This window comes from Candidatus Clostridium stratigraminis (assembly GCF_045310675.1).
Lineage (GTDB): Bacteria > Bacillota > Clostridia > Clostridiales > Clostridiaceae > Clostridium_AT > Clostridium_AT stratigraminis.
In genome coordinates, this window is sequence record NZ_JBJHZZ010000002.1 from 74,508 (window position 1) to 99,608 (window position 25,101).

24 protein-coding genes are annotated in these 25,101 nt (G+C 34.8%); 22 read left to right on the forward strand and 2 right to left on the reverse strand.

Annotation, left to right across the window (positions count from 1 at the left end):
• Positions 1 to 47 precede the first annotated feature (47 nt).
• The 17 genes from ACJDUG_RS04715 (at position 48) to ACJDUG_RS04795 (ending at position 19,397) form a co-directional block, all read left to right on the forward strand.
• The gene (locus tag ACJDUG_RS04715; protein WP_406768750.1) at positions 48 to 809 is read left to right on the forward strand and encodes an ABC transporter ATP-binding protein; all 762 of its coding nucleotides are present in this window, start codon (positions 48 to 50) and stop codon (positions 807 to 809) included.
• Positions 810 to 1,574 (forward strand): ABC transporter permease, encoded by a 765-nt coding sequence (locus tag ACJDUG_RS04720; protein ID WP_406768751.1) that lies wholly within the window; start codon positions 810 to 812, stop codon positions 1,572 to 1,574.
• Between the two features lie 228 nt (positions 1,575 to 1,802).
• Positions 1,803 to 2,621 carry a trypsin-like peptidase domain-containing protein gene (locus tag ACJDUG_RS04725; RefSeq protein WP_406768752.1) on the forward strand — a complete coding sequence of 273 codons (819 nt, stop codon included), beginning with the start codon at positions 1,803 to 1,805 and terminating at the stop codon, positions 2,619 to 2,621.
• 202 nt (positions 2,622 to 2,823) lie between these two features.
• A complete protein-coding gene (locus tag ACJDUG_RS04730) occupies positions 2,824 to 3,261 on the forward strand; it encodes a LytTR family DNA-binding domain-containing protein (RefSeq protein WP_406768753.1) in 438 nt (145 codons plus the stop codon).
• The gene (locus tag ACJDUG_RS04735) at positions 3,258 to 3,716 is read left to right on the forward strand and encodes a hypothetical protein (RefSeq protein ID WP_406768754.1); all 459 of its coding nucleotides are present in this window, start codon (positions 3,258 to 3,260) and stop codon (positions 3,714 to 3,716) included. The genes ACJDUG_RS04730 and ACJDUG_RS04735 overlap by 4 nt, the downstream gene beginning before the upstream one ends.
• A 155-nt stretch (positions 3,717 to 3,871) precedes the next feature.
• Complete coding sequence (locus ACJDUG_RS04740) at positions 3,872 to 4,762, forward strand: VOC family protein (protein ID WP_406768755.1); 891 nt, start codon at positions 3,872 to 3,874, stop codon at positions 4,760 to 4,762.
• 329 nt (positions 4,763 to 5,091) lie between these two features.
• On the forward strand, positions 5,092 to 5,712 hold the full coding sequence (locus ACJDUG_RS04745; RefSeq protein ID WP_406768756.1) for a TetR/AcrR family transcriptional regulator: 621 nt from the start codon (positions 5,092 to 5,094) through the stop codon (positions 5,710 to 5,712).
• 24 nt (positions 5,713 to 5,736) lie between these two features.
• Positions 5,737 to 6,639: an ABC transporter ATP-binding protein gene (locus tag ACJDUG_RS04750; protein ID WP_406768757.1), complete on the forward strand. Its 903-nt coding sequence runs from the start codon at positions 5,737 to 5,739 to the stop codon at positions 6,637 to 6,639.
• Positions 6,636 to 8,255 (forward strand): ABC transporter permease, encoded by a 1,620-nt coding sequence (locus ACJDUG_RS04755; protein ID WP_406768758.1) that lies wholly within the window; start codon positions 6,636 to 6,638, stop codon positions 8,253 to 8,255. Before ACJDUG_RS04750 ends, ACJDUG_RS04755 begins: the two co-directional genes overlap by 4 nt.
• Before the next feature lie 170 nt (positions 8,256 to 8,425).
• On the forward strand, positions 8,426 to 10,627 hold the full coding sequence (locus tag ACJDUG_RS04760) for a cell wall-binding repeat-containing protein (protein WP_406768759.1): 2,202 nt from the start codon (positions 8,426 to 8,428) through the stop codon (positions 10,625 to 10,627).
• A gap of 491 nt (positions 10,628 to 11,118) precedes the next feature.
• Positions 11,119 to 11,502 (forward strand): GntR family transcriptional regulator, encoded by a 384-nt coding sequence (locus tag ACJDUG_RS04765; RefSeq protein ID WP_406768760.1) that lies wholly within the window; start codon positions 11,119 to 11,121, stop codon positions 11,500 to 11,502.
• Entirely contained in the window at positions 11,495 to 12,358 is an 864-nt protein-coding gene (locus ACJDUG_RS04770) for an ABC transporter ATP-binding protein (protein WP_406768761.1), read from the forward strand. Before ACJDUG_RS04765 ends, ACJDUG_RS04770 begins: the two co-directional genes overlap by 8 nt.
• On the forward strand, positions 12,351 to 14,048 hold the full coding sequence (locus ACJDUG_RS04775; RefSeq protein ID WP_406768762.1) for an acyltransferase family protein: 1,698 nt from the start codon (positions 12,351 to 12,353) through the stop codon (positions 14,046 to 14,048). The genes ACJDUG_RS04770 and ACJDUG_RS04775 overlap by 8 nt, the downstream gene beginning before the upstream one ends.
• Before the next feature lie 271 nt (positions 14,049 to 14,319).
• The gene (locus ACJDUG_RS04780) at positions 14,320 to 16,557 is read left to right on the forward strand and encodes an ATP-binding cassette domain-containing protein (RefSeq protein WP_406768763.1); all 2,238 of its coding nucleotides are present in this window, start codon (positions 14,320 to 14,322) and stop codon (positions 16,555 to 16,557) included.
• A gap of 27 nt (positions 16,558 to 16,584) precedes the next feature.
• The gene (locus ACJDUG_RS04785) at positions 16,585 to 17,208 is read left to right on the forward strand and encodes a hypothetical protein (RefSeq protein ID WP_406768764.1); all 624 of its coding nucleotides are present in this window, start codon (positions 16,585 to 16,587) and stop codon (positions 17,206 to 17,208) included.
• Positions 17,209 to 17,392: 184 nt separating this feature from the next.
• Positions 17,393 to 18,661 carry an MFS transporter gene (locus ACJDUG_RS04790; RefSeq protein WP_406768765.1) on the forward strand — a complete coding sequence of 423 codons (1,269 nt, stop codon included), beginning with the start codon at positions 17,393 to 17,395 and terminating at the stop codon, positions 18,659 to 18,661.
• Positions 18,662 to 18,806: 145 nt separating this feature from the next.
• Positions 18,807 to 19,397, forward strand: coding sequence for a zinc dependent phospholipase C family protein (locus ACJDUG_RS04795; RefSeq protein ID WP_406768766.1), 591 nt, complete (start codon positions 18,807 to 18,809; stop codon positions 19,395 to 19,397).
• 21 nt (positions 19,398 to 19,418) lie between these two features.
• Here ACJDUG_RS04795 and ACJDUG_RS04800 read toward each other — a convergent pair whose 3' ends face one another.
• Positions 19,419 to 20,714, reverse strand: coding sequence for a sensor histidine kinase (locus ACJDUG_RS04800; protein ID WP_406768767.1), 1,296 nt, complete (start codon positions 20,712 to 20,714; stop codon positions 19,419 to 19,421).
• 19 nt (positions 20,715 to 20,733) lie between these two features.
• Positions 20,734 to 21,393, reverse strand: coding sequence for a response regulator transcription factor (locus ACJDUG_RS04805; RefSeq protein WP_406768768.1), 660 nt, complete (start codon positions 21,391 to 21,393; stop codon positions 20,734 to 20,736).
• A 419-nt stretch (positions 21,394 to 21,812) separates the two neighbouring features.
• Here ACJDUG_RS04805 and ACJDUG_RS04810 point away from each other — a divergent pair, with 419 nt between their 5' ends.
• The 5 genes from ACJDUG_RS04810 to ACJDUG_RS04830 all read left to right on the forward strand — a co-directional run bounded on the left by ACJDUG_RS04810 (position 21,813) and on the right by ACJDUG_RS04830 (position 25,073).
• On the forward strand, positions 21,813 to 22,313 hold the full coding sequence (locus tag ACJDUG_RS04810; protein ID WP_406768769.1) for a hypothetical protein: 501 nt from the start codon (positions 21,813 to 21,815) through the stop codon (positions 22,311 to 22,313).
• 286 nt (positions 22,314 to 22,599) lie between these two features.
• The gene (locus tag ACJDUG_RS17870; RefSeq protein ID WP_479723031.1) at positions 22,600 to 22,899 is read left to right on the forward strand and encodes a HesB/IscA family protein; all 300 of its coding nucleotides are present in this window, start codon (positions 22,600 to 22,602) and stop codon (positions 22,897 to 22,899) included.
• 204 nt (positions 22,900 to 23,103) lie between these two features.
• The gene (gene trxA / locus ACJDUG_RS04820) at positions 23,104 to 23,418 is read left to right on the forward strand and encodes a thioredoxin (protein ID WP_406768771.1); all 315 of its coding nucleotides are present in this window, start codon (positions 23,104 to 23,106) and stop codon (positions 23,416 to 23,418) included.
• 58 nt (positions 23,419 to 23,476) lie between these two features.
• Positions 23,477 to 24,352: an NAD(P)/FAD-dependent oxidoreductase gene (locus ACJDUG_RS04825; RefSeq protein WP_406768772.1), complete on the forward strand. Its 876-nt coding sequence runs from the start codon at positions 23,477 to 23,479 to the stop codon at positions 24,350 to 24,352.
• Between the two features lie 157 nt (positions 24,353 to 24,509).
• Positions 24,510 to 25,073, forward strand: a complete 564-nt coding sequence (locus ACJDUG_RS04830) for a class I SAM-dependent methyltransferase (RefSeq protein ID WP_406768773.1) — start codon at positions 24,510 to 24,512, stop codon at positions 25,071 to 25,073.
• Positions 25,074 to 25,101 lie beyond the last annotated feature (28 nt).

A 25,101-nucleotide genomic window follows, 5' to 3' on the forward strand; every position in this document is an offset into this window, starting at 1 on the left:
AGCGAGTGGGGAAATTTACCCTGGTTCCGACTAAAAGGAGGAAGAAAATGAAAAATAATATCATAAAAATTAAAGGGATAAGAAAATCTTACAAAGATGTAGAAGTACTCAAAGGAGTAGATTTTGAAGTAGAGCAGGGAACTATCTTTGCATTACTAGGCTCTAATGGAGCTGGAAAGACAACAATGATTAGAATCATGGCTACTTTACTTAAATCAGATGCTGGCAGTGCTCAGATCAATGGTTATGATATTGAAAAAAACCCAGGAGAGATTAGAAGTTCTATCAGTCTTACTGGTCAATTTGCTGCTATTGATGAAATTTTAACTGGACGTGAAAATCTTCAAATGATAGCAAAACTTAGACATCTTAAAAATCCAAATCAAGCAGCAGATGAGTTAATTAATAGTTTTGGTATGTCAGAGGCTGCAGACCGCAGAGTGGGCACTTACTCAGGAGGAATGAAAAGAAGAATTGATATCGCAATGAGTCTTGTGGGAAATCCAAAGATAATTTTCCTTGATGAGCCAACGATAGGTCTTGATCCAGAAGCGCGTTTAGAAGCTTGGAAGATTGTAAAAGAGCTATCAGCTTTAGGCACTACGGTATTCTTAACGACTCAATATTTAGAAGAAGCAGAACAACTTGCAGATAAAATCGCTATTCTTCATGGCGGAAAAATCATTGCACTAGATACACTAGAAGGGTTGAAAAAGTTATTCCCAGCTGCAAAAGTTGAATATGTTGAAAAACAACCTACATTAGAGGAAATATTTCTAACAATCATTGGGAAAAAGGGGGAGAATTAAGTGGAAACAGCAAATAAATATTTTTTTAAAGATATAAGTGTTATGTTTGGGCGTTCTATGCGCCATATTTTTAGAAGTATGGATACAATTATTACAGTTAGTATTACACCAATTGGGATTATGTTATTATTCGTTTATGTGTTTGGAGGAGCAATGGAAACAGGCACAGAAAATTATATTGATTATCTATTACCGGGTATAATGCTAATGACTATTGGTAGTGGCATTGCATATGTAGCTTACCGTTTGTTTACGGATAAAGAGCGAGGTATCTTTGAACGTTTTCACTCTATGCCTATCGCACGTTCTACAGTATTATGGGGACATGTATTAACCTCATTAATTTCAAATGGTATTTCTGTAGTAGTGATTATACTTGTTGCGTTATTAATAGGTTTCCGTTCTTCAGCAGGAATCTTAGCGTGGCTCGTGGTATTTGGAATTCTTGGAATATTTACACTTGCTTTAACTTGGATTGCTGTAATTGCTGGACTTGCTGCTAAAACACCAGATGGTGCAGGGGCGTTCTCTTACCCAATCATCTTCTTACCATTTATCAGTTCTGCATTTGTACCAACAGATACAATGCCTTCAGTAGTACATGCCTTTGCAGAAAATCAACCTGTAACACCTATTGTAGACGCTATTCGTAATTTATTAGCAAGTAAGCCGGTAGGACATAATATCTGGGTTGCTCTTGCTTGGTGTATTGCAATTATAGTTGTTGCTTATATCTTTGCAATGAGGATTTATAAAAAAATGTAACCTAACTTTATACTAAGTACAATTTCTCACCCATTAAAGATTATCAACTGATTTAATCATAAAAATCGGTTCAGGGGAACATGCCGTTGGATGTATTGATGAAAACTATTTAGCAAAATATTATCCAAAAATTTTTCCAGTTATAGTATAATAATTTTATATAACTCCTAATAAATCAAAACATTATTATTAAAGTGAGTTTTAGATATAAATAAAAAGAGGATATACATGAAAAGAAAACAAAAAATAGTTCTTAATTTTTCAATAGTTGTTATTTTACTGCTCATTTCCCTTTCCCTTCCCTCAATTAAAGCGTTCTTAAACCAGTCGACCAATGGTGAATTAATAGAAAAGGTTACCAGATATGCACTTTCAGCAAATATAAAGATAGTTCAATTAAAGTATAGGAATGATGGAAACAGCAGCTCCACAGCGGTTTCGGCAGGTGCCAGCGGAGTGATTATCCGTAAGGAAGGTAATAAGTACTATGCTCTTACAGCCGAGCATGTAATTGAAGAACTTGACAATATAGATAAAACTCAGGTTATTGTTATGGGATACGATGACCTGGATTTTGCTGATTCACTAAACAAAGGAGGAAAATTTCAGGGTGTAGCCAATTATTATCAGCAATTTCCCGAAGCTGTAATAGAATACTCAAATAATAAATATGATTTAGCCATTATTAGTTTTACTACTAATAAAGACTATACAGTTCTGCCAATTGCAGATGCAGCGCCTAAGTATGGAGATTTAGTGGTATCTATGAGTAATCCATATGGTAAAAGAAATATTGTTACTGCTGGAAAGATAAGCAGCAAAAAACCAGTGCCTTTTGGTGATGAAGCGGGAAAAGTGCAGTATCCAATTGTAAGGCATACATCTTCAATATCCGAAGGAAGCAGCGGCAGTGCTTTACTTAACGAAAACCTGCAGCTTGTAGGAATAAATTTGGGCGGTGGCAAGAATATATTTCATCAGCATATTTACGGGATGGCTATGCCAAGTAACCAAATTCTTAATTTTTTGGAGGAATGGAAGCATTAAGGATTATAGAAAATAAAGATTGTAGCATCTGCTGTGATAATGGCAGATGCTTTCTATATTTTGAAGAAATAATATTTCTAAATAAAGGTAAATTTTAGATGCAGAGAGGGATTACTAAGTTGCCATTGTAACCCTCTAAGTTGCATTGATAATAAACAAGGAGTTTTATATAATTTAATTGTAGCTACGGAAATGAGGTGATATGTTGAAGATAACCGTTAATGAAGGTTTTTCTGACACAGAGGTTATAATAAATTGTTTTAAGACATCAGAGGATGTTTTGAAGCTGGTAACTTTGCTCCAAGGTCTTAATAAAAAGCTGCTAGGCGTGAAGAAAGGGCAAACTTTTCTTATAGACAGTCAGGATGTACTTTTTTTTGACACAGTTGATAAGCGTAATTTCATATATACTGAAAACGATGTTTTTGACACAGTTCTTAAATTATATGAGATTGAGGAGCAGTTATCAGGCATAGGATTTATAAGATGTTCAAAGTCTATGATTATTAATATCGACAAAATCAAGTCACTTTGCCCAGACTTTGGCGGCAGAATGGAAGTAACCATGATAAATGGTGAAAGACTAATTGTTTCAAGACAATACACAAAGTTGCTTAAAGAAAGGTTGGGAATTAAATGAAAAAATTTTTAAATATTCTTATTCAGATAAAGGCTATGGCCGCTATGGTTTTTACAGGACTGATACTGGCTTATATTGCTGCTGGATGGCTATATTCCAGCTTCAAGAAAGAGTCCTTTGAATACTCCATTCCTCTCATATTTATTTTACAGGGTTTATTAATAGCAATTGTGATTTCGGTATTGTGGTATGTTTTATTAAGCGATTCACTCATACAAAAAATGCGTTTTTACATGCGGATAATAATATTCGTAGTGTCACTTGTAGCAGTTCTTTCGGTGTGCTTTTTGACCTTTTTCGCTTTTCATACCAATTGGGCGAAGCTATGGCTTATAATATCAGGAATATTCATCATTTTTGTTTCAGGTATTGCCATTCTTGGAGAGCTGTATTTTAAGACTACAGGGAAACGTTACACTTATAATTTGGAGGAGTATAAGAAAAAAAATAGATAAGTTGCTTCGCCTTTATAAATATGAAATTTCCGCAAATAATAACTCTAGTGAATTACATTATTTTTCAATAAGTAATAAATCCTGTAATGTCATTATTCAAAAGAGACTTTTTGTGGGATAATATTCTATAAGTTATAACAGAAGGAGGCTAAACTATGCAAAAGATAATTCCACATTTATGGTTTGACAAAGGGGCAGTAGAAGCCGCAAGATGGTATGTTAGCTTGTTTGAGGACTCAAAAGTGATTAATATTTCCACAATTTCGGATACTCCCTCAGGGGAGTCAGAAATTGTGGATTTTCAGCTTGCTAATCTTAGATTTTCAGCAATAAGTGCAGGACCATATTTTAAATTTAATCCAACGATATCTTTAATGGTAGCCTGTGCCACTTCAAAAGAGGTGGATAGGTTACACACCGAATTATCTTCAGATGGAACAGAGCTAATGCCGCTTGGAGAGTATCCTTTCAGCAAGAGATATGCATGGGTACAGGATAAGTTTGGTGTAAATTGGCAGCTTATGTTAGTTTCAAATATAGAAGAACACACAAAAAAAATAAGACCAACTCTACTGTTTTCAGGAGTGACCTGTGGTAAGGCAGAAGAAGCTATTAACTACTATACTTCAATTTTTGAAAATTCAAATAAGGGCTTTACTAGCTTTTATGCTGATGGTGAAGCAATGGATATTAGGGCAAAGGTTAACTACGCAGAGTTTAATTTACTTGGAACTCAATTTGTTGCTATGGATCATGGTTTTAGTGAAGATTTTACCTTTAATGAAGCTTTTTCTTTTATGGTAATGTGCCATAATCAAGAGGAAATTGATAGGTATTGGGATAAACTTTCCTTTATTCCAGAAGCTGAGCAGTGTGGATGGGTAAAGGATCAATTTGGTTTGTCTTGGCAAATTGTGCCTGATTATATGAGAGATATACTTGGTCAGGGTACAAAAGAAGAGGTGAGCCGTGTCACTAAAGCATTTTTGAAAATGAAGAAGTTTGATCTTGCTGCTTTGGAAAAGGCAAGGCTAGGTTATAAATAAAATTATCACTGTTAAAGGGGTAATTTGTGTCTTGTTTATTGATAGCAAAACTACTGCTTCATATATGACATGGAGGGAAGGCAGCAGCTTTCTGTTATTTATTTTATAGGTAGAGATATATTTCATTTGCAGAAAATGAAATATATCTCTACCTATGATTTTTTCAATGTCTATCTATACCAACTATTAGTGACGCTAATTAAAGTATATATTTGGTGTATATATAATGTTATGGAAGTAAAACAGAAATTTTCTATCTGCTTATTGACTGATGTGGTCAATCGTGATAATATTGACTAAAGGGGTCAATACAAAGGAAGTGGTGAAAAATGATTTCAAAGTTTTTGAATTTAGAACCTGAAAAGCGCGAGCGAATCCTCAATGCGGCTATTAATGAATTTGCACATAAAGGCTTTAAAAACGCGTCAACAAATGAAATAGTTAAGGAAGCCGGAATTTCAAAAGGCCTTATTTTTCATTATTTCAAAAATAAGAAGCAGCTTTATCTCTTCTTATATGATTATTTAATGGAAATCATGAAAGAGGAATATTTTCAAAAATTATGGCTTGATGAGAAGGATTTTTTGGAAAAAATGAGGATGGCATCACTTACAAAGCTTGAGCTCTTCCGAAAATATCCGCTGATATTCAAGTTTTTCCTAACGGCTTATTCCGAAACTGATGGTGAAGTCAAAAATGAAGTAGCTGATAGAAATCAAAAGTTGATGGAAATCAACCTTCCGAGAGTTTATGACAACATCGATTTATCAAATCTAAGGGACGGTGTTGACCATCAAAAGGCAATGAATTTAATAGTATGGGCGCTAGAAGGTTATGCAAACAGTAAAATCCCTGAGTTCAAAACGATGGGTGAAGTGGAATTTTCAGATATGGTTACTGAATTGGCAACCTATCTAGAAATATTAAAGCAATGTTTTTTTAAGAGTTAAAATTATTTAAGGAGGACCAACACTATGAATGTTATCGAAGTCCGCGAATTACACAAAAGTTTCGGAAAAGTACAGGCTCTGCGAGGTCTTAACCTGGAAGTGCCACAAGGTAAGGTTTTAGGTTTTTTAGGTCCCAACGGTTCCGGTAAAACCACTACAATCCGCATCTTGCTCGGCCTTTTAAGATCTGACAAGGGCACAATTTCTTTGTTTGGAGGGGATCCATGGAAGGATGCAGTGGAGCTTCACAAAAAGCTTGTCTATGTTCCAGGTGATGTTTCTCTTTGGCCAAAGCTGACAGGTGGAGAGGTTATCGACGTTCTGAGCTCTTTGACAGGCGGTTTGGAACCTGAACGCAAAAAAAGGATGATTGAAAAGTTTGACCTTGACCCCACAAAGAAAGCCCGTACCTATTCAAAAGGTAACCGTCAGAAGGTAGCTTTGGTTGCTGCTCTGGCTTCTCGCGCTGAGCTGCTTATCTTAGATGAGCCAACATCAGGTCTTGATCCCTTAATGGAAGCTGCATTTACTGATTGCATCCAGGAAATCAAGAAAGAAGGACGTTCGGTTCTGCTGAGTTCACATATATTCTCAGAAGTAGAGAAGCTTGCTGATACAATCACCATCATTAAAGAAGGTGTTACTGTTGAATCAGGTACACTAGCTGAGTTGCGCCATCTTACTCGCACTCACGTTTCGGTTATTTTGAAAAAAGATGCCTCTGCACTCCGCAGCTTTAGTGGAATACATGATTTCCGTGCTGATGGACAGCATATTTCCTTCTCCCTGGACAATGAGGCTATGCCTGCTGTGCTTGGGCAAATCGCTGCAATGGATCCCATTGGCCTCACTGTTAATCCGCCGAGTCTGGAGGATCTGTTCTTAAGCCATTATAAGAGTGAAGATGGGACGGTGAGTGGTAAATGAGCAAATCCGTTTCAAGTACCACTGTAACACCGAAAGATACTCTTTCAGCATTAGGGAAATATCTACGTTTTACTTTAAAACACAATTTTGTTAGATATCTTATCTGGATTGCCACAATCGTTTTCCTGATTGCATATGTCGGTGTATATTACAAATCAATGTTTGATACTCAAGCGAAGCTTAATGAGTTTGCTGCTGTGGGTTCTACTGGTGGAATGGTGGCTATGATTGGTAAAATTAGTAATATGGCTACTATTGGTGGTGCGGTGTGGACCAAGATCTGGATGTTCTCGGCTTTGACACTTGGAATCGGTATGGTATTTCAGGTTACAAAAGGTGCAAGAGCCGATGAAGAAAACGGTCGTACCGAACTATTTCGTTCAAGACCTTTCGGAATACATTCTACACTTGCATCAGTTGTCAGCGGAGCGCTTCTATTATGTGTGGTAATTGGTATACTTACTGCTATAGCCAGTATTGCACTTAAACTAGATCCTCCCGGTACAGGAGTAACCGGGTCTTTAATATTCGGTTTGTCAATTACAGCAATCGGATGGCTTGGAGTGGGAATCGGTGCTTTGACTAATCAGTTATCGGCAAGTGCAAGCATTGCAAATTCCAGCGGTTCAATTATTATTATGGTATTCTATTGTATGCGTATGATTGGCGATATGGGCAGCAATGATACTCTTACCTGGCTATCTCCCATCGGCTGGGGGGAAAAAATGGAGCCATGGGCATATAACAGAGGCTGGCTTATTATCCCGATTATCATACTTACTGCTGCTCTTACAGCAGTGGCATTTGTTATCGAATCACGCAGAGATTACGGTTCTGGCGTACTCAAGGATAAAAAAGGTAAATCCGAAGCTACACCGTTTATGCGCAGATCCTGGGGGTTCATCCTACATCTTTATAAAGGTAGTATTATCGGTTGGTCTATCGGTATTGTAATTGCTGGGCTCATGTTCGGTTCCGTTGCAAAATCAATGCTCAGCCTGTTTGCCGATGCCAATGTCCCAATGCTTAAGGGCAGCGGTATTGATGCTTTGATGGGATTGCTTCTGTGCTTCATAGGGCTTGTCAGCGTGGTGTTACCAATGCTGATTATGACAGGACTACGTTCTGATGAGGCAAAAGGTTTGCTTGAAGCACAGCTTGCCAGAGGAATTTCCCGCAACAGAATGGTTTTAGAGAGATTTATTGTAGGAACTCTTGTAACAGCTTTGCTACTGATGCTAGGGGGCGCCTCCTTCGGTCTGTCCTACGGGGCAGCTGCAAATGATATGTCACAGGTAGGTAGACTAGCAATTGATGCATTGATTTATTTGCCGGGAATCATGGCGATTACCAGCGTAGTGGTTTTGCTCTTTGGCTTAATCCCACGTGCTACTATTCCAGTAACCTGGTTTATCTACGGAATGATGTATTTCGCTGTTTTACTTAGCGACGCTCTTAAACTCCCTCAGTGGGTGTTAAATATTATACCTTTTATCGGAACACCAAGAATTCCGTATCAAGCCTTTGATGCATCTGTTTTCGTATACCTAGCCGCTGCGATAATATTCGTTCTACTAGGTATGATAGGTCTTGGAAAAAGAGATGTGCCAAGATAAGGAGATTCCACAAGATCAGAATATAGAGGTCATAAATATATTTGTTTTCCCTCAAGCTAAGGTTTGAGGGAATTTTTTTATAATTGAATTAAATAATAATTGGTATTAGACTACTATTTACTTAATAATACTTGCATGGTAGAATATGGTTATCAGGGGGAGGGGTTGTTTTGAAAAATAAAAAACTGTGCATTTTTACTCTTATTTTATTTCTTTTATTTGGTATCAATTTGCCTTTAGGGACCTATAAAGTTAAGGCAGCACCATCAAATGTTATTAAACTAAACTTTATACCTGTAGATAGCGTTATAGATCCTAACAGGCCGATAATGTATGCAGTAAGCTCTAATTCCAAATCAGTGTATTCCATAAATTATGAAACTGGAGAAATCAAGAAGGTAGATTTCAGTTTACAGCCAGAAAGAATAGCAATTGCAAATAATAAAATTTATGTTACCCTTTTAAAAATGCAGCATCAGTATTGGACTAATAATCCATTAGAAGGTGCAGTGGGTGTAATTGATGCAGGCACCTTTAGTATAACAAGCCAGTTTGATATAGATACTGATCCATATGATATTGAAGCTGATACCAACGGAAATATATACATAACTCCAGGTTCTAACCAATGGGGATATTTGGAGGTTTATTCATCTAATACTAAAACAAAGATTGGACAAGCAGGTTCCACAAGATTTGAATCGTTTATACAGTATAATCCAATTAATTCAAAGTTGTATTTAATTACAACGGATGTGTCTCCAAGGGATATAGAAACCTATGGATTTTCTCAAAATACTTTTAATCGGCTATATGACTCTCCATATCATGGAGACTATAATATGAACACAAATATGAGGATATCTCCAGATGGAAGGTACATTTTTAATGGTGCTGGAACCATCTTTAATTGTACAAACCTGCAAAGCACAGATATGACCTATGTAGGGAAATTAGATAATTCTTTTACTGATGTAACTTTTAGTACTAATAAAATTTATATAGGTTATAGCAATGGAAATATAGGGGTGTATGATTATCGTAACTTCAAAAATACTGGTAGTAGTATTAGTACAAGCGGAAAGGTTATAAATCTCTATTATAAGGATAATTCACTGATATCCTTAAGCAAGCTTCAAGACAATACCTATGGTGTAGAGGTAATAAATCTTGTAAACTCTAGCCCTAAAAATCCACAGTTTATGGTAATTGGAAGCTTTCCAGAACAGAATATGACTGGTGTCTCCAATAGTGGATATATCTTTATTGATTTTAGTCAAATTGTTAATTTAGACTCAACTAAAGATATTCTAGGTGAATGTACTATTAAGAATTTTATTAAATACCAGGCATCTATAGATAACGAACTGGTACTTTATTATGATAACCTTAGTTTTAATACAAGTTATAATTTGAAGTTAAATGCAGCAGCGATTACAGACAGCGCTGGGAATTCGTTATCAGGAGATTACAATTTAAATTTTACTACAGGAGCAGAATTAGAAAGATTATGGGGAGCTTCCAGATATGAAACTAGTGTTGCAATTTCTAAATATGGAAGCCCTTATGGTAACTACGTAATTCTTGCTACTGGTGAAGATTTTCCAGATGCATTGTGTGCGGCCCCTTTAGCTACTAAATATGAAGCACCTATTCTATTAACCAATAAAAATGCTCTACCTATTTCAGTAGAACATGAAATTGACAGACTTAAGCCAAAGGAAGTTTTTTTGGTTGGCGGAACTGGGGTAATATCGGATAATATAAAAGTAGTTCTAGCGAACAAGGGAATTAAGGTTACTAGAATTTCAGGCGCAGATCGTTATGAAACTTCCCTTGAAGTGGCAAAATATATTAATAATCCAAAACAAGAAGCTTTTATAGTAACGGGAGAGAACTATCCAGATGCATTATCAATAGGTTCTTATGCAGCTAATCATCAGATACCTATCCTGTTGACTAAGAAAAATAATCTTACTAATAATATAAAAAATTATATAACAAGTAAAGGAATAACGAAAACCTACGTTATAGGGGGCACTGGTATAATTAGCGATATTGTACTTAATTCGCTTCCAAATGCAACAAGAATTGCTGGAAGTAACAGGTATGAAACTAATTTTAAAGTACTCTCCACATTCCCATTTTACTATAGTGAAACTTTTATTGCTACTGGTGAAAACTTTGCAGACGCCTTATCAGGGGCTGCTTTAGCAGGATACTGGAATAATCCAATTATTTTAGTCCATGATTCTATGCCAAGTAATATTATCGACTTGCTAAAGCAAAATAAAGCTATGATGCAAACGAAAAAGATTCTTGGTGGGCCAGGTGCAGTTTCAGATTCTATAATAAATAAGATATTTAAATAATATAGTATCAAATTTTACTGAAAATCAATATTACCTCGTATTTGTATCATCTTTCTAAACGGTCAAAGAAGATATTACTTCTTTGACCGTTTAGTGCTCTTGAATTAAATTTAAAGATGCCTTGAAAAAATACCATTAACATAATATATGGATATAGCCTTGATTTATGAAATGACATATCTCTTTTTATGAAGAAGTGCTATAATATTGTTGAAAATACTATAATTGAATATTATAAATAAGATTATGGAAAATTAAGACTGCCCATTAAGGATTTTTAACCTTGATTGGTGGTCTTATTATAATACAAAATTTCATTCAAATATATAGACTATGAGGAACGGAGAATAGAAGATACTATAGGGATAACTAGAATAAAAACAAAAATTGACATTTTATAGTGCAAGTGTTATCATGTAATAAATACAGTGAATACACTAATAACAATAAAATAATAAATATATGTTTATCGTAATGAGGGAGAATTTGTATTGCGTATTATTATTAGAAACACATCTGGAAAACCTATTTATGAACAGATTAAAGAACAAATTAAGGAAGCCATACTTAGTGATGAATTAAATGAAGGAGAGATACTTCCATCCATTAGGCAGCTTGCCAGTGAATTAAAAATAAGTGTAGTTACTACAACTAGAGCTTATTCTGATTTAGAGCAAGAGGGGTTTATTGTAAACATACAAGGTAAAGGCTGTTTTGTTTCTCCGAAGGACAGTGAGCTAGTACATGAACAACTGCTTCGTAAAATCGAAGATGGTTTCACGGATGCCATAAATGCTGCAAGGATTGCTAAATTGTCTCAAAATGAATTATTACAAATACTTAAATCAATGTTGGAGGGAAATTCATATGAATAATGCTATTGAAATAAAAAAGCTTTGCAAAAGTTATAAAGATTTTTCATTGAATAATATCTCTTTTACCTTACCAATGGGTTATATCATGGGTTTTGTAGGTCAAAATGGTGCTGGTAAGACCACAACAATCCGGCTCATCCTAAATATGATTAACCGTGATAGCGGTGAAATAAAAATATTGGGCTTGGATAATGTGCAAGACGAGCAGAAAATAAAACAGGACGTTGCAGTAGTTTTCGATGATATATATTTTGTTGACAGTTGGAAGGTAAGGGAAGTAGAAAGAGCCCTGAAAGGCTTTTACCAGAACTGGAGCAGTAAACTATTCAATCAATATGTAAGCGACTTTCATCTATCCATGGACAAAAGGGTAAAAGAATTATCTCGTGGTATGAAAATGAAGCTGATGCTAGCTGTTGCAATGTCACATGAGGCAAAGCTCTTAATACTTGATGAGCCCACTAGTGGACTTGATCCCGTTGCCCGTGATGAGCTGCTTGAAATATTGGGAAAATATATTTCTGACGGGCAAAAGAGCATACTTTTTTCAACCCATATAACATCGGATCTTGAAAAAATCGCCGATTATATAACTGTAATTGAGCATGGGAATATTTTTTATTCCGGAACAAAAGATGATTTGATGGAAAACTTTTGCATAGTTAGAGGCGGCCCTCATGATCTTACAGACTCACTTAGGGAAAAAATCATTGGGCTCACCACAAATATAGCTGGATTTGCGGGGCTGTTGCCAACTTCCGAGCTGAAACATCTAGCTCCCGAGATCGTTGCGGAAACACCCTCTATAGACGAGATATTAGTATCAATAAGCAAAGGAGGCAGAAACTATGAATAATATTCTTAAATCTATAAAGCTGGATCATAATATAATGAAGTCGCGCTATCCCATGTTCGTTATTGACATTATCGGGGTTTTCTTTGCCTTCATTACAAAGATACCCATTTATGGCGCCCTGATTATAATGGTTATTTCTACGCCCATTGCCGGTCAGTACTTTAATATATATGAAAAAGACAATCTGGAAAAACTATATGGAATATTGCCACTTAAGAAGTCTGAAATCGTCATAGGAAGATACCTGTATGCTCTATGCATTATTGTCTTAAACGGTATCATGGCGGCGATAGTGGCATATAGCGTTTCTATTTTCACTAATAAGGGAATGAACAGCCTTGAATTCCTGACCTATATGTCAGTCGGCTTTCTTTATGCCTGCCTGATGACCGCGGTGATATTTCCGCTGTATTTTAAATTTTCGTTCTCAAAGGTATATATCTTTTCCAACTTACCATTTTATCTAATTTTCGTCCTTCTCTTTGTCCTTACGAGAAAGACCAATGTTCTGCAACAGACGGCCCAGTATCTCACCTTCAACCTAGGTATGATAGCTGCCATGGGGTTTTTTCTGGGGCTTATACTGCTTGCCCTTTCATGTCTTTTATCCTGTGCGCTTACCGAGGGAAACCAGGCGATAAGTCTTTCTGCAGAAGAACCGGGGAAACGTCTGCACTTTGTAGACAATCTGCGTACATGGATGGTTATACTAGTGGTACTATCGCATGTAGGAGTCATCTACAATACTCTTACATTGTTCATTATGCTGAATCAGGCATACTTTATGGGCATGCTTTTCCTGCTCTCTGGGTATTTTACTTCAGGATCCATGAAGCGCAAAGGGTTTGGAACATTCTTGAAGGATAGGTTGCTGCGGCTTGGAATCCCAACGCTAGTTTATGTTTTCATACTCAACCCCATAGTAAGCTGGGGCTTTCAAAAGATGCATTCAACTACCAGTAATGCGGCTGTAGCTCACTTTGCCCTAGGGCCGATGTGGTTCGCAGTGATGCTGATCCTATTCGACCTAGGCTATCTTGCCTATGTAAGGATTACTAAGAACGGAGGGTTGCACTCGGAATCGGAGAACCATCAAAAGCTTACGTTCTCCAAAGTTGCACTCTTCACGCTGGCGTTGGCGGCTGTCAGCTACCTGCTTCGCATCGTCATACCGTATGGCACGTCCATACTTGAGTTTCCATCCCTTGACTATTTTCCAGAGTACGTGGGCTTTTTCCTCATGGGAATACTTGCCTTTAGGCGGGACTGGCTCCGATCAATCCCAGGTTCACTCGGACAATTGGGCTTCGTTTTGGCTGTGCTGGCGACGGTCTTATTGTTCCCTGTGGTGTTCATAGGCCCAGGCGCGTTCATAGGCCATGGCACCTGGCAATCAGCTGTGTTCGCGCTGTGGGATTCCACCTTTGCCGTGGGGATGAGTCTTGCGTTGATTACCTTCTTTCGACGCTTTCTCAAGGGTGGAAAAAAGCTCGGTCAGTTTCTCTCACAGCATTCCTTTACAGTGTACGTCATTCACATGCCGATTATTATTTTTCTTGCACTAGCAATTAGCGGAATTCAAATAAATCAGATGCTGAAAATTGGCTTGGTGGGTGTGATAGGATTACCACTCTGTTTTGGAGCTGCCTATATAGTTCGCATGATTCCATATGTGAAAAAAATTATATAATAAATGAGGATCTTCTATAATAGTAAGACAGACAAAAGTATTCTAAAGTTGTCATATAGCACCTACATGTGTAGGTGCTTTTTTAGGCCTTATTTTAATAGAAATAACCACCAGCACTTGGGCTTCAAGAAAAATACTGGATATTATTTATAATTAATAGTATACTTGAATGCACAATAATCAGACATAGAAAAAGTACAATCCAGCAAAATTAGTATTTCATTCAACTTTTTAAGTTTATTAAATCATAAAAAAATAAAGGAGACTAAAGATGGAACAGGAATATGTTGAAATAGTAGGTGCACGTGCCAATAATTTAAAGAATATTAGCCTCAAAATTCCTAAAAAGAAGATAACTATTTTTACTGGGGTATCAGGCTCTGGCAAATCCTCTATTGTATTTGAAACCATTGCCCAGGAAGCTGGCAGGCAATTGAATGAAACCTTCAGCAAGTTTATTCAAGGCTTTTTACCAAAGTATGGTCATCCGGAGGTTGATGTAATTGAAAACCTATCCTTAGCCATTATTGTTGATCAAAAGAGGATAGGCGGTAATTCTCGTTCAACTTTAGGCACTATTACGGATATCAATCCATTAATAAGGCTCTTGTTTTCACGAATGGGGCAACCCCATATAGGACCTTCCAATCATTTTTCTTTTAATGACCCAAATGGTATGTGTAAGACCTGTGAGGGTATCGGTAGGATTGTTACCCTTGATCCTGACAAGGCTTTGGACAAAGAAAAATCTTTAAACGAAGGAGCAATTTTGCTGCCTGGATATAAACCTGGTAATTGGCAGTGGAAAATGTATGCTTCATCTGGCTTTTTTGATTGTGATAAGAAGATTAAGGATTATACAGAAGAGGAATACCATAAGTTGGTATATCACAAACCAGAAAAAATCAAGTCGGTTCTTATGGAGGGAATTAATACCACCTACGCCGGGCTCGTCCCGAAATTCATAAGCCAGTATATTAAAACCGAGTACGAAAAATCCGAGGCCTCTCAGAAGAAAATTGCTCCCTTTACAATTGAAGAGCTGTGTCCTGATTGCGGCGGCAGACGCTACAACGAAAGTGCTTTATCCTCAAAAATCATGGGGTATTCAATAGCAGATTTTACAGCTATGCAGGTAGATGAACTTTTAAAGTTAATTGAAAAAATAGATAATCCAAAGGTTAAACCTATTATCAAAAACCTGAGTGAGCGGCTCAATGATTTAATTCAAATAGGCCTTGACTATGTAAGCTTAGATAGGGAAACATCTACCTTGTCAGGGGGCGAATCACAGCGTGTTAAAATGGTCAAACACCTTACAAGCAGTTTGACGGATGTAATGTATATTTTTGATGAGCCAAGTATTGGATTACACCCTAGAGATGTTCACAGACTTAACGAATTGCTGGTAAAACTTAAAAATAAAGGCAATACGGTAATAGTGGTTGAACATGACCCAGATGTAATAAAAGCTGCAGACTATATTGTTGATGTTGGGCCTACAGCTGGTACAAATGGCGGAAGGATTATGTTTGAAGGAGGCTTTAACGACCTTTTAAAATCTAAGACGCTAACAGGAGAATATATGGGGAGGAGACTGCCAATAAAGAGCAACCCCAGGATTAGCAACGAATACTTTGAAACGAAAAAAAGTAACTTGCATAATTTAAAAAATGTGAGTTTAAGAATACCTAAAGGCATATTCACTGTTGTTACAGGTGTTGCAGGTTCTGGTAAATCTACCCTAGTTAACGGTGTCTTTGCTAAGGAATATAAAGATGCCATTATAATCGACCAGTCTGCAGTAAGCGCAAATCTACGTTCAAATCCAGCCACTTATACAGGAATAATGGATCATATACGTAAATTATTTGCAGATGAAAATAAGGTAAGTGCCGGCTTGTTCAGCTATAATTCAGAGGGCGCATGTGAGGCTTGCAATGGGCGAGGATTTATAGAGACTGATCTTTCCTTTATGGATTCAGTTGAAACCATTTGTGAGGAATGCGGCGGCAAACGGTTTAAGCAGGAGGTTTTAGAGTATAAGTACAATGGCAAATCCATTGTTGAGGTGCTTGATATGACTATTGCAGAAGCTGTTGACTTTTTTGTTCAAAAGGAAATAAGAAACAAACTGAAGCATTTAGTTGATGTAGGTCTGCATTATATGACACTGGGTCAGCCTTTAGATACCCTTTCCGGCGGAGAGTGTCAGCGCCTAAAGCTCGCTAAAGAATTAAGCAAAAAGGGAAATATCTATATAATGGATGAACCTACAACTGGTTTGCATATGTCCGATATAACTAGTATTTTGGCTATTATTGACCATCTTGTTGATAAGGGTAACACAGTTATTGTCATTGAACACAACCTGGACATTATACGTAATGCAGACTGGATTATCGATGTTGGTATTGAGGGTGGCAGCAAAGGTGGGCAGATTCTTTTTGAAGGAACACCAGCTAACCTTAAAAACTGCAAGGAGTCGATTACTGCAAAATACTTGTAATGCAGTGGGAGTATGGAGGTGATTAAGTTGAACATTAAAAAACTGAAGGAAGCCGAAGAGAGATTTTTAATGCAATACCCCGGTGGCTTTAATAATCCAAAGGTCCTTGAAATCGCCAAGAAGCATAAGGTAGAGAAAATGAATAAATTGGCGCAGGAGAGCTTCACAATTGAACAATTTGAAAGTCCTAGCAGAATTATTGATTCCATAAATAAGGTAGTTAGTCAGTCTTCTTTGGTTTCAATTTTTGAAAAACCTAAGTTTAGAGATCTTGTAAAAGCAATGAATGAAAGTGAGAAGGAACGGCTATCCCTTGGACTTAAGGAATTCTTACATGGTGATCAAAAATTTGGCTTCGAAATGATGACAGCTCTACTTAATGAATATAGGCTTGCGAAATGGCCCTTGTTAACTGTCTGTCCAGTATATTATCGACCAGATGTGGAGGTTTTAATTAAACCTACAACAGTTAAATGGATAATTGAAACCTTTGAGTTGGAGGGCATTACATACAGCCCAAAACCAACCTTTGAGTTCTATAAAGCTTATCGAGAACAAATTAATCAAATGAAAAATGAAGTTCATGTTTCAATGCAATCTGATAATGCTGCTTTTTGCGGCTTCATTATGATATCCATGGGAAAACTATAAATCATGAAATAAACAGGGCAGATATGTTCCGCCAATTTAATGGAACATGTCTGTTTTATTTTTTTGAATTATATAATATTGTTACAAAATTACTATAATTATGAAATCAAAGATATTATAATAGAATAATGAGAAATTTATATCACTACTTATAGTAGTTGAAATTATAAGAATAGGTGGATTTATGGGTAAGAAGAATTTATGGTTATTTTTAGCTGCAAGGTTTATTTCTTATACAGGTAGTGGGGTGCAAATGATAGCACTGCCGCTATATATACTTGATAAGACAGGCTCTGGTACCCTCATGGGAGTTTTCTCAGTTTTGACATTAGTTCCTATGCTTTTAACCGCACCCTTCTCTGGAATTATAGGAGATAGAAAAAACAGAAGAAATGTAATGATTACTACAGATTTCGGAAGAGGAGCTCTTATATGCATAATGGCATTACTTGCTATGATGGGGGCCTTTAGTATATATACCTTATTTGCATTACAGGTTTTTATTTCAATTATGGACAGTATATTTAATTCATCCTCACAGGCCTTGCTGCCTGATTTATTATCCAGTGAGCAGCTAATAGAGGGTAATTCCTTAAAAGGAGGAATGGATGCGGCAGCATATATATTAGGACCTGCCCTAGGTGGAGTAATTTACGGACTTTGGGGTATTAAAATGGTATTCATAATTAATGGCTTTTCCTTTTTTATATCAGGGTTCCTAACTATATTAATTTTATATAAACATGTTAATGAGGTAAAAGAGAATATAAATCCTAAGGTGTTTTTAAAGGAGAATATAGAAGTTCTAAAATTCATAAGGCTAAAGAGGGGACTTATTCAGCTCTTTAGCTTCGCAATGATTTCCAATTTTTTATTAGCTCCCATATTTGATATTGTAATGCCCTATGCTCTAAAAAAAGGAATAGGCTTTACCTCTCAGGATTACGGCTATGTTATGGGCTTTTTTACAGTAGGTATTCTAATTGGTAATATAGCAATATCAATGAGATTTAAGAAACTTGGACTAAAAAAGTTTATGAGATGGGGACTTATTATAGAAACTGTAGTATCCTTAATACTTAGTTTATTAATTTTCCCAGCATCGGTAAGTTTTTTTGGCGGTGCAGGCTTAAAATTGCTTATTGGCATTGTTATTTGCGCTGTATTTATGGGTGTTTTCAATGCCTTTGTAAATACTCCAATTTCAACTAACCTGCAGAATCTTGTACCACAAGAAATGAGATCAAGGTTTTTTGCTATACTTGGGATGTTTTCTCAAGGGGCAATTCCCTTAGGTTCACTAATTTTTGGTATATTGCTGGATTTAATGAGGTATTATTATTTAATGGCTGCAGTGATTATTATAGCAGCAATAACAGCTGCTATATTTCTAATATTTGCATGTGATGAGGCATACGAAGCAAAAGATTTAGGCACAAGTTTGAATAGTTAAAAGTATAAGCAGTAATAAAAAAAATATTTGTAATAACAATATTAAATTTAATATTCTATTAACATAAATTTAATGTTAACTTAGTATCTCCCTTCTATACTTAATTTGTAATAAAATTAGAAATGTATTTAAGGGAGTGATATTTGTGCTTGTCTATAGTCATAATCTAATTGGTAAAACTATTCACAAATATATTTTAGACAACCTTCAATTTAAACTGGAGCTTAGAAATCTAAGGTATGGGTGTATGAAACCTGATTTTTCACCTAAGTTAATTGCCATACCACATTATAAAAACGAATCTTTTGGAATTATATCAGACATGATCTTAGCTCTGCAAAATACACCACTTCCTGTTAATTCAAAGCAACTTAAGCATTTTTCAGCTAAACTAGGTGTTGTACTTCATTATATTACTGATTATTTTTGCTATCCTCATAACAATAACATGATTGATAAGATGCCGGGTCACTTCTTTTATGAATTAAATTTGGATAGGGAATTAAGACAATATTTAGCTAATCCTTTAGAAGTTATAAATAATAACCTAGATCTTAAGGCCTGCAATAATATAAATGTTTCCTTGATAGATTTTATTGAATTGAAGCATAGCCAGTATATGAAAGAGTGTCCAAGCTTATTAAATGATGTGGTTTATGGACTTCAGTGCTGCTTTATAGTTGCTATAGGAATAATAAAATCATTGATAATTCAAGGTTCTCAAAAAGCTGCATAAGTAAAAGTCATATGGAAACCATTATATTTTTATAACAAAATAGAATTCAGTGCCCTTTGAAGCAGAGCTATGGACACCATATTGAAAATTATGTGCTTTTAAAATTTCTTTACAGATTGGAAGCCCTAAACCCATACCACCGCTTTGTAAATTTTTATAATACTTATCCCAAATATCTTCTTGTAAGTGATTCTCGATCACTAATCCATAATCTCTTACAGATAATTTTATAGTGTTCTTTGTAAGAGTGGTATAGATTTCTATTTTGTTATTTTCATAGCTAAATTTAATTGCATTATCAATGAAATTATATAAAACTCTTTCAAGATACTTTTTATCTGCATAAATTTCTACAGATTCAATAGAAATATCAAAGGATAAATTTTTTTTATTAATTAGAGGATAAAATTTATTAACACAATTTTGTACAAGCTCAGATAAACTAAATAATTCCTTAGATAGGGAAAGAGCACCATCTTGAAGCTTTGAAAGCTGTAGCAAATCCATAACTAATGCGTTTAATCTATCTGCTTCTTTAATAATTTCACCAGCATATTTTCTTGATGTTTCTTCATCAACTACTCCATCTGATACTGCTTCGCTATAGCATCTAATTACACTTAAGGGAGTTTTAAAATCATGAGATACATTTGCAATAAAATCTCTTTGAAGCTGATACTTCTTTTTTAAACCAGCAGCCATTTGTCTAAGACTATTTGATAATACTTCTATCTCATCATTTGTATTAACAATACAGTCTACATCAAAGTTACCTTTTGATATAGAAGAGGCTACCTTTTGTAACTTTAGAATAGGTCTTGTAAATTTTTTTCCTACATAAGATATTATGGGTATTGAAAGTAAAATTGAAGATATAAATATAAAAAACAAAATAATGTAAACTACTTTTAAATAATCTGAAGAATATTGATTGTTTTGAAAAACTACAATATCCCCTAAATCAGTTTGTAGTTTATAGTATAAGAATTCTGTTCCCATGCCATTTTGAAAAACTCCTTTAGTTTTAAAGCTATTTTCACCTGTAGAACGTAAAAGTGGCATAAAACCTGATTTACTACGAGTTAAAGATGTGATTTTGCTTCCATTTATAAGCACTGCGCTTATATTTGTATCAGTAATTTGCTCTTTATTACTTAGTGAATTATATATTTCCTTAGCAGAGGACTCTAAACTGTCATACTGCTGATTAATATAAAATTTAGATAGGAATATGCTGCTTGTAATGAGGCAAAAGGCAACAATTGATGTAATTATAAGCATGAAATATTTTATAAGTTTTATTGTTATCTTGTCCATAAATACTCCTTTCATGGCGTTAGGGCATAAGCTTGTACCCAACTCCCCATACAGTTTGAAGATGGGCTTCACAAAATTTAATTTTTTCCCTTAACTTTTTTATATGAGTATCAACTGTTCGAGAGTCGCCCATAAAATCGTAACCCCATACTGTACTTAATAACTGTTCTCTGTTAAAAACCTTTTCCGTATTACTACTAAAGAACAGCAGAAGATCAAATTCTTTTGGAGTTAGATAAATGGGAATATTATTTTCCATAACTTCTCTGCTTTCTTCTAGGATTGTTAAATCCCCAAAGCTCAAAGATTTCTGATTACTATCTTTAGTAATTCTTAAATTAACTCGTAGAACCAGTTCTCTCATACTGATTGGCTTAACCATGTAGTCATCAGCACCTAATTCTAAGCCAAAAATTCTATCATCTTCTTCTCCTCTTGCAGTTGTTAATATAACTGGAGTTTTACTCATGGACTTGATTCTTCTTAAAAGTGCCCAGCCATCTTTCCCTGGAAGCATAATATCAAGAATTACTAGATTAAAGGATTCGTTAGTTAACATATCTTCAGCGATTTTACCATTAGAAGCACAAATCACATCATAATTTTCTTTTCTTAAATATATAGTCATTACATCTGAAAGCTTAGTCTCATCTTCAACAATAAGTATTTTTTTATTCATTATGAACCATCCTTATTATTTAATAGTTTAATATCATTATAATTGTAATTTATACATTTGACTAAATATTGTTTTAAATGTGATGAATTTGTGAAATTATCTTTATAGATTTTCTAATTTTATTCGTTATATAAACGGCTTATAATATATAACTTAAATAGTAACAGCATACAATGTTTAAATATCTATAAAGGCGCCTGCAAATATAAATGATTTGCAGGCGCCTTTAAATAATTTGCAATTCCATCACAATTACATCATTATTTAACCAAAACTTTTGATTACTATAAAGATGTACCACTGAGTGGTAAACATATTAAAAGGAGGTTAAAGTCCTAAATGGACTTTAACGAGCAATTATCGAGCGGGAGCGAGAGAGCTTAATTGCTCAGTGTTTCCGACTAAAGGAGGAATTGAAGATGAAAAAAAGAAACATTATTTCTGCCATAGTACTTACTTTGGCAATAGGTACGGGAGCAACTGCATATGCTGCAACTACTGATAACACTGCTAATACAGTTTCATCTAGAGTAAGGTTGGGGTTAGGGAGAATAACATCTATGAGAGGATATGATTATATAAGAAATATCCTAAAAAATAAGCTGGGTTTATCTGATACAGATATTACAAGCGCTATAAATTCAGGTAAAACACCTTATGAATTAGCTGCTGAGAAGGGCATGACACAGGATCAGGTAAAAGCAGCTCTACTGGAAGATAAGTCAAAGGCAATAGATGAGGCAGTAGCAAAAGGAACAATTACTAAGGAGGAGGGAGAAAATATAAAAGGAAATTTGAAAACTAATATTCAAAATTGTATTGGCAACTTTGGCCAAGGACAAGGTCAAAGAAGAGGTCAAGGCCTAGGAATGACGGGTAATGGCCAAGGAAGAGGTTGCTTTGCTGCATCAAGTAATTAATACTTATGTAATTTAAGGGCTTTTAAATGATATCAAAACTCAAAGGGATCAGGAAAGTAATTTGTAATACTATGAGGTTTGGAACGGAGGGTGTCAATTTGACATTCTTCTTTTTTTGTATTTAATATACTGCCGATAATAAAAATATATTTATATTAAAATAATATGTTGACACTTTAGGATAAAAATAATAAAATTAGAATATACCATACGGGGGTACATAATTCAATTTAAGTAATAATTGCATTAATTAGTGATGATGCGGGGAAGGGAAGGTGAAAACAAAATGGTAAAGGTTTCAGAAATAGCTGCTGCAAAACTCAAAGAGATACTCAAGAAAAAGAAAAACTCTGATAATCAAATGCTTAGAATAGCATTTGGAGGATTTGGATGAGGCGGTCCAAGATTAGAATTAACTCTGGATGAGTTAAAGAAGCCGAATGATGTTGTTGTAGAATCACAGGGAATTACTGTTGTATATGAATCAAATCTTGAAGATCATGTACGTAACTCAGTTGTTGACTATGCAAATAGTTGGTTTGAAAGAGGCTTTGTTATTAGAGGAGCAAGATCATCATCTTGCTAAACCTAAATGGCATCCATATGAGTTATTACTTATTAATAAGTAATAATTCATATGGATGCCATTAATTTATTCTTAATAAATAAGGGTATTGACAAATTGAATATAAAGTTGCAATATATACATATACCCCGTATATGTATATGATAAAATGCATAACATATAGACATTTTTATGTTTCTATATACAAGGAGGAAAATTTCAGGAATGAATATTAATCAATTAAATTTTAATGAAATAATAAACAGTGATACTCCAGTAATAGTAGATTTTTGGGCTCCATGGTGCGGACCATGTAAAATGCTTGGGCCTGTTATTGAAGAGATTGGTAATGAATTAGAAGGTAAAGCTATAGTTGGGAAACTAAATGTTGATGAAAATCAAGATATTGCAATGAAATATAATGTTTTTAGCATTCCAACAGTTATAATATTTAAAAATGGTAAGGCTATTGATCAATTTGTTGGATTTATGCCAAAGGCACCTATTTTAGCTAAACTTCAAAAACACATAAATATGTAAAAGAAAGAATAAATATATTTAGTTTATCAAGTAATGCGTTTATGAGGTGAATAATAAGATGAGCGAAAGATATGATATAGCTATTGTAGGAAGTGGGCCTGCAGGAATAACAGCAGCAATCAATGCAAATATCAGAAATAAGAAGATAATAATCTTAGGATACGAGAAATTAAGCAATAAACTGTACCTTGCACCTAAAATAAATAATTACGTTGGTTTTTATGGAATCAGCGGTAAGGACTTGACTGAAAGGTTTAAAGAACATTTAGATAAAATGGATATTCAGATAACCTATGAAAAAGTTGATAGTATATATGCTATGGGAGATTACTATGCATTAATGGTTAACGATAAAACCTATGAGGCTGCAGCATTAATTTTAGCTACAGGAGTGTCTTTTGGAAAGCCATTTAAAGGTGAAAGTGAGTTTCTTGGCAGAGGGGTTGGATATTGCGCAACCTGTGATGCTCCACTATATAAGAACAAGGTAGTTACAATAATAGGTTATAATAAGGAATCCATGGAAGAAGTAAACTATGTAAGTGAACTAGCTTCTAAGGTTTACTTTATACCAATGTTCAAAGGTGAATATGATTTAAATAATAATATAGAAATCATAAATGATAAACCATTAGAAATAATTGGTGATAATCATGTCAGCAAAGTAATGTTAAAAAATATTGAATTAGAATCAGATGGAGTATTTATTTTAAGAGATAATATATCACCGGATAAATTAGTACCTGGATTGTTAGTTGAAGAGGGGCATATTAAGGTAAATAGGGATATGGAAACCAACTTACCTGGATGCTATGCAGCTGGTGATGTTGTAGGAAAGCCATATCAGTATCTAAAATCCATGGGTGAAGGTCAGGTAGCAGCCTTAAATGCAGTTTCCTATTTAGATAAATTATCTCGTAAAAAAGTTTTGTAAATATTTTCTGTCAGAAAGTGATAACTAGAAATTGAGGTTATCACTTTTTTGCTATTATAGGATTTATAAAACAAGGATATACTAATTTTGTTTTTTAGAAGTAATGTCATGTAAATAGTTAATTATTATTAATCAGTTGAACAAAGGAAGGGATAAAATGCATAAATTTAACATTAAAAATATAGAAAAATTAGATAATCCGGAAAGAAGAAGAATAATGCCTCCTGAGGAAACCTTGAAAAAATTTAATATTAAGGATGATGGGGTACTTTTAGATGTTGGGTGTGGTATAGGGTATTTTACAATCCCAGCAGCCAAAATTCTTGAAAACAATAAGGTTATTGGCATAGATATAATGCCTGAGATTTTAGAAATTGCAAAAGAAAAAGCTGAAGGAAGAAGAAATGTAGAGTTTAAGGAAAGCAAGGAATACTCATTTCCTATTGAAGATAATTCTGTAAAGTATGTATTAATAGGAAATGTAATTCATGAGGTTGAAGATAAAATAAAGTATTTTAAGGAGGTAAAAAGAGTTTTAAAAAAGGACGGGTACTTATTAATAATTGATTGGGACAAAAAAGAAATGAAGATGGGGCCTCCTGTTCATGAGAGAATATCTAAAGAGGAAATGACTGAGTTATGTAGACAGGTAGGCTTTAAAGAAACTGAAAATATAGATATATCTTCAACTCACTATGGAATAAAAGCCACTTTTTCATAATTTATTTTAATATTAATATTATTTACAC

Excerpts from the sequence above, each read along its gene's own strand:
- ACJDUG_RS04715 (WP_406768750.1), top strand. The coding sequence starts at position 48 with ATGAAAAATAATATCATAAAAATTAAAGGGATAAGAAAATCTTACAAA.
- ACJDUG_RS04725 (WP_406768752.1), top strand. The coding sequence starts at position 1,803 with ATGAAAAGAAAACAAAAAATAGTTCTTAATTTTTCAATAGTTGTTATT.
- ACJDUG_RS04730 (WP_406768753.1), top strand. The coding sequence starts at position 2,824 with ATGTTGAAGATAACCGTTAATGAAGGTTTTTCTGACACAGAGGTTATA.
- ACJDUG_RS04735 (WP_406768754.1), top strand. The coding sequence starts at position 3,258 with ATGAAAAAATTTTTAAATATTCTTATTCAGATAAAGGCTATGGCCGCT.
- ACJDUG_RS04740 (WP_406768755.1), top strand. The coding sequence starts at position 3,872 with ATGCAAAAGATAATTCCACATTTATGGTTTGACAAAGGGGCAGTAGAA.
- ACJDUG_RS04745 (WP_406768756.1), top strand. The coding sequence starts at position 5,092 with ATGATTTCAAAGTTTTTGAATTTAGAACCTGAAAAGCGCGAGCGAATC.
- ACJDUG_RS04750 (WP_406768757.1), top strand. The coding sequence starts at position 5,737 with ATGAATGTTATCGAAGTCCGCGAATTACACAAAAGTTTCGGAAAAGTA.
- ACJDUG_RS04755 (WP_406768758.1), top strand. The coding sequence starts at position 6,636 with ATGAGCAAATCCGTTTCAAGTACCACTGTAACACCGAAAGATACTCTT.
- ACJDUG_RS04770 (WP_406768761.1), top strand. The coding sequence starts at position 11,495 with ATGAATAATGCTATTGAAATAAAAAAGCTTTGCAAAAGTTATAAAGAT.
- ACJDUG_RS04775 (WP_406768762.1), top strand. The coding sequence starts at position 12,351 with ATGAATAATATTCTTAAATCTATAAAGCTGGATCATAATATAATGAAG.
- ACJDUG_RS04780 (WP_406768763.1), top strand. The coding sequence starts at position 14,320 with ATGGAACAGGAATATGTTGAAATAGTAGGTGCACGTGCCAATAATTTA.
- ACJDUG_RS04790 (WP_406768765.1), top strand. The coding sequence starts at position 17,393 with ATGGGTAAGAAGAATTTATGGTTATTTTTAGCTGCAAGGTTTATTTCT.
- ACJDUG_RS04800 (WP_406768767.1), bottom strand. The coding sequence starts at position 20,714 with ATGGACAAGATAACAATAAAACTTATAAAATATTTCATGCTTATAATT.
- ACJDUG_RS04805 (WP_406768768.1), bottom strand. The coding sequence starts at position 21,393 with ATGAATAAAAAAATACTTATTGTTGAAGATGAGACTAAGCTTTCAGAT.
- ACJDUG_RS04810 (WP_406768769.1), top strand. The coding sequence starts at position 21,813 with ATGAAAAAAAGAAACATTATTTCTGCCATAGTACTTACTTTGGCAATA.
- trxA (WP_406768771.1), top strand. The coding sequence starts at position 23,104 with ATGAATATTAATCAATTAAATTTTAATGAAATAATAAACAGTGATACT.
- ACJDUG_RS04825 (WP_406768772.1), top strand. The coding sequence starts at position 23,477 with ATGAGCGAAAGATATGATATAGCTATTGTAGGAAGTGGGCCTGCAGGA.
- ACJDUG_RS04830 (WP_406768773.1), top strand. The coding sequence starts at position 24,510 with ATGCATAAATTTAACATTAAAAATATAGAAAAATTAGATAATCCGGAA.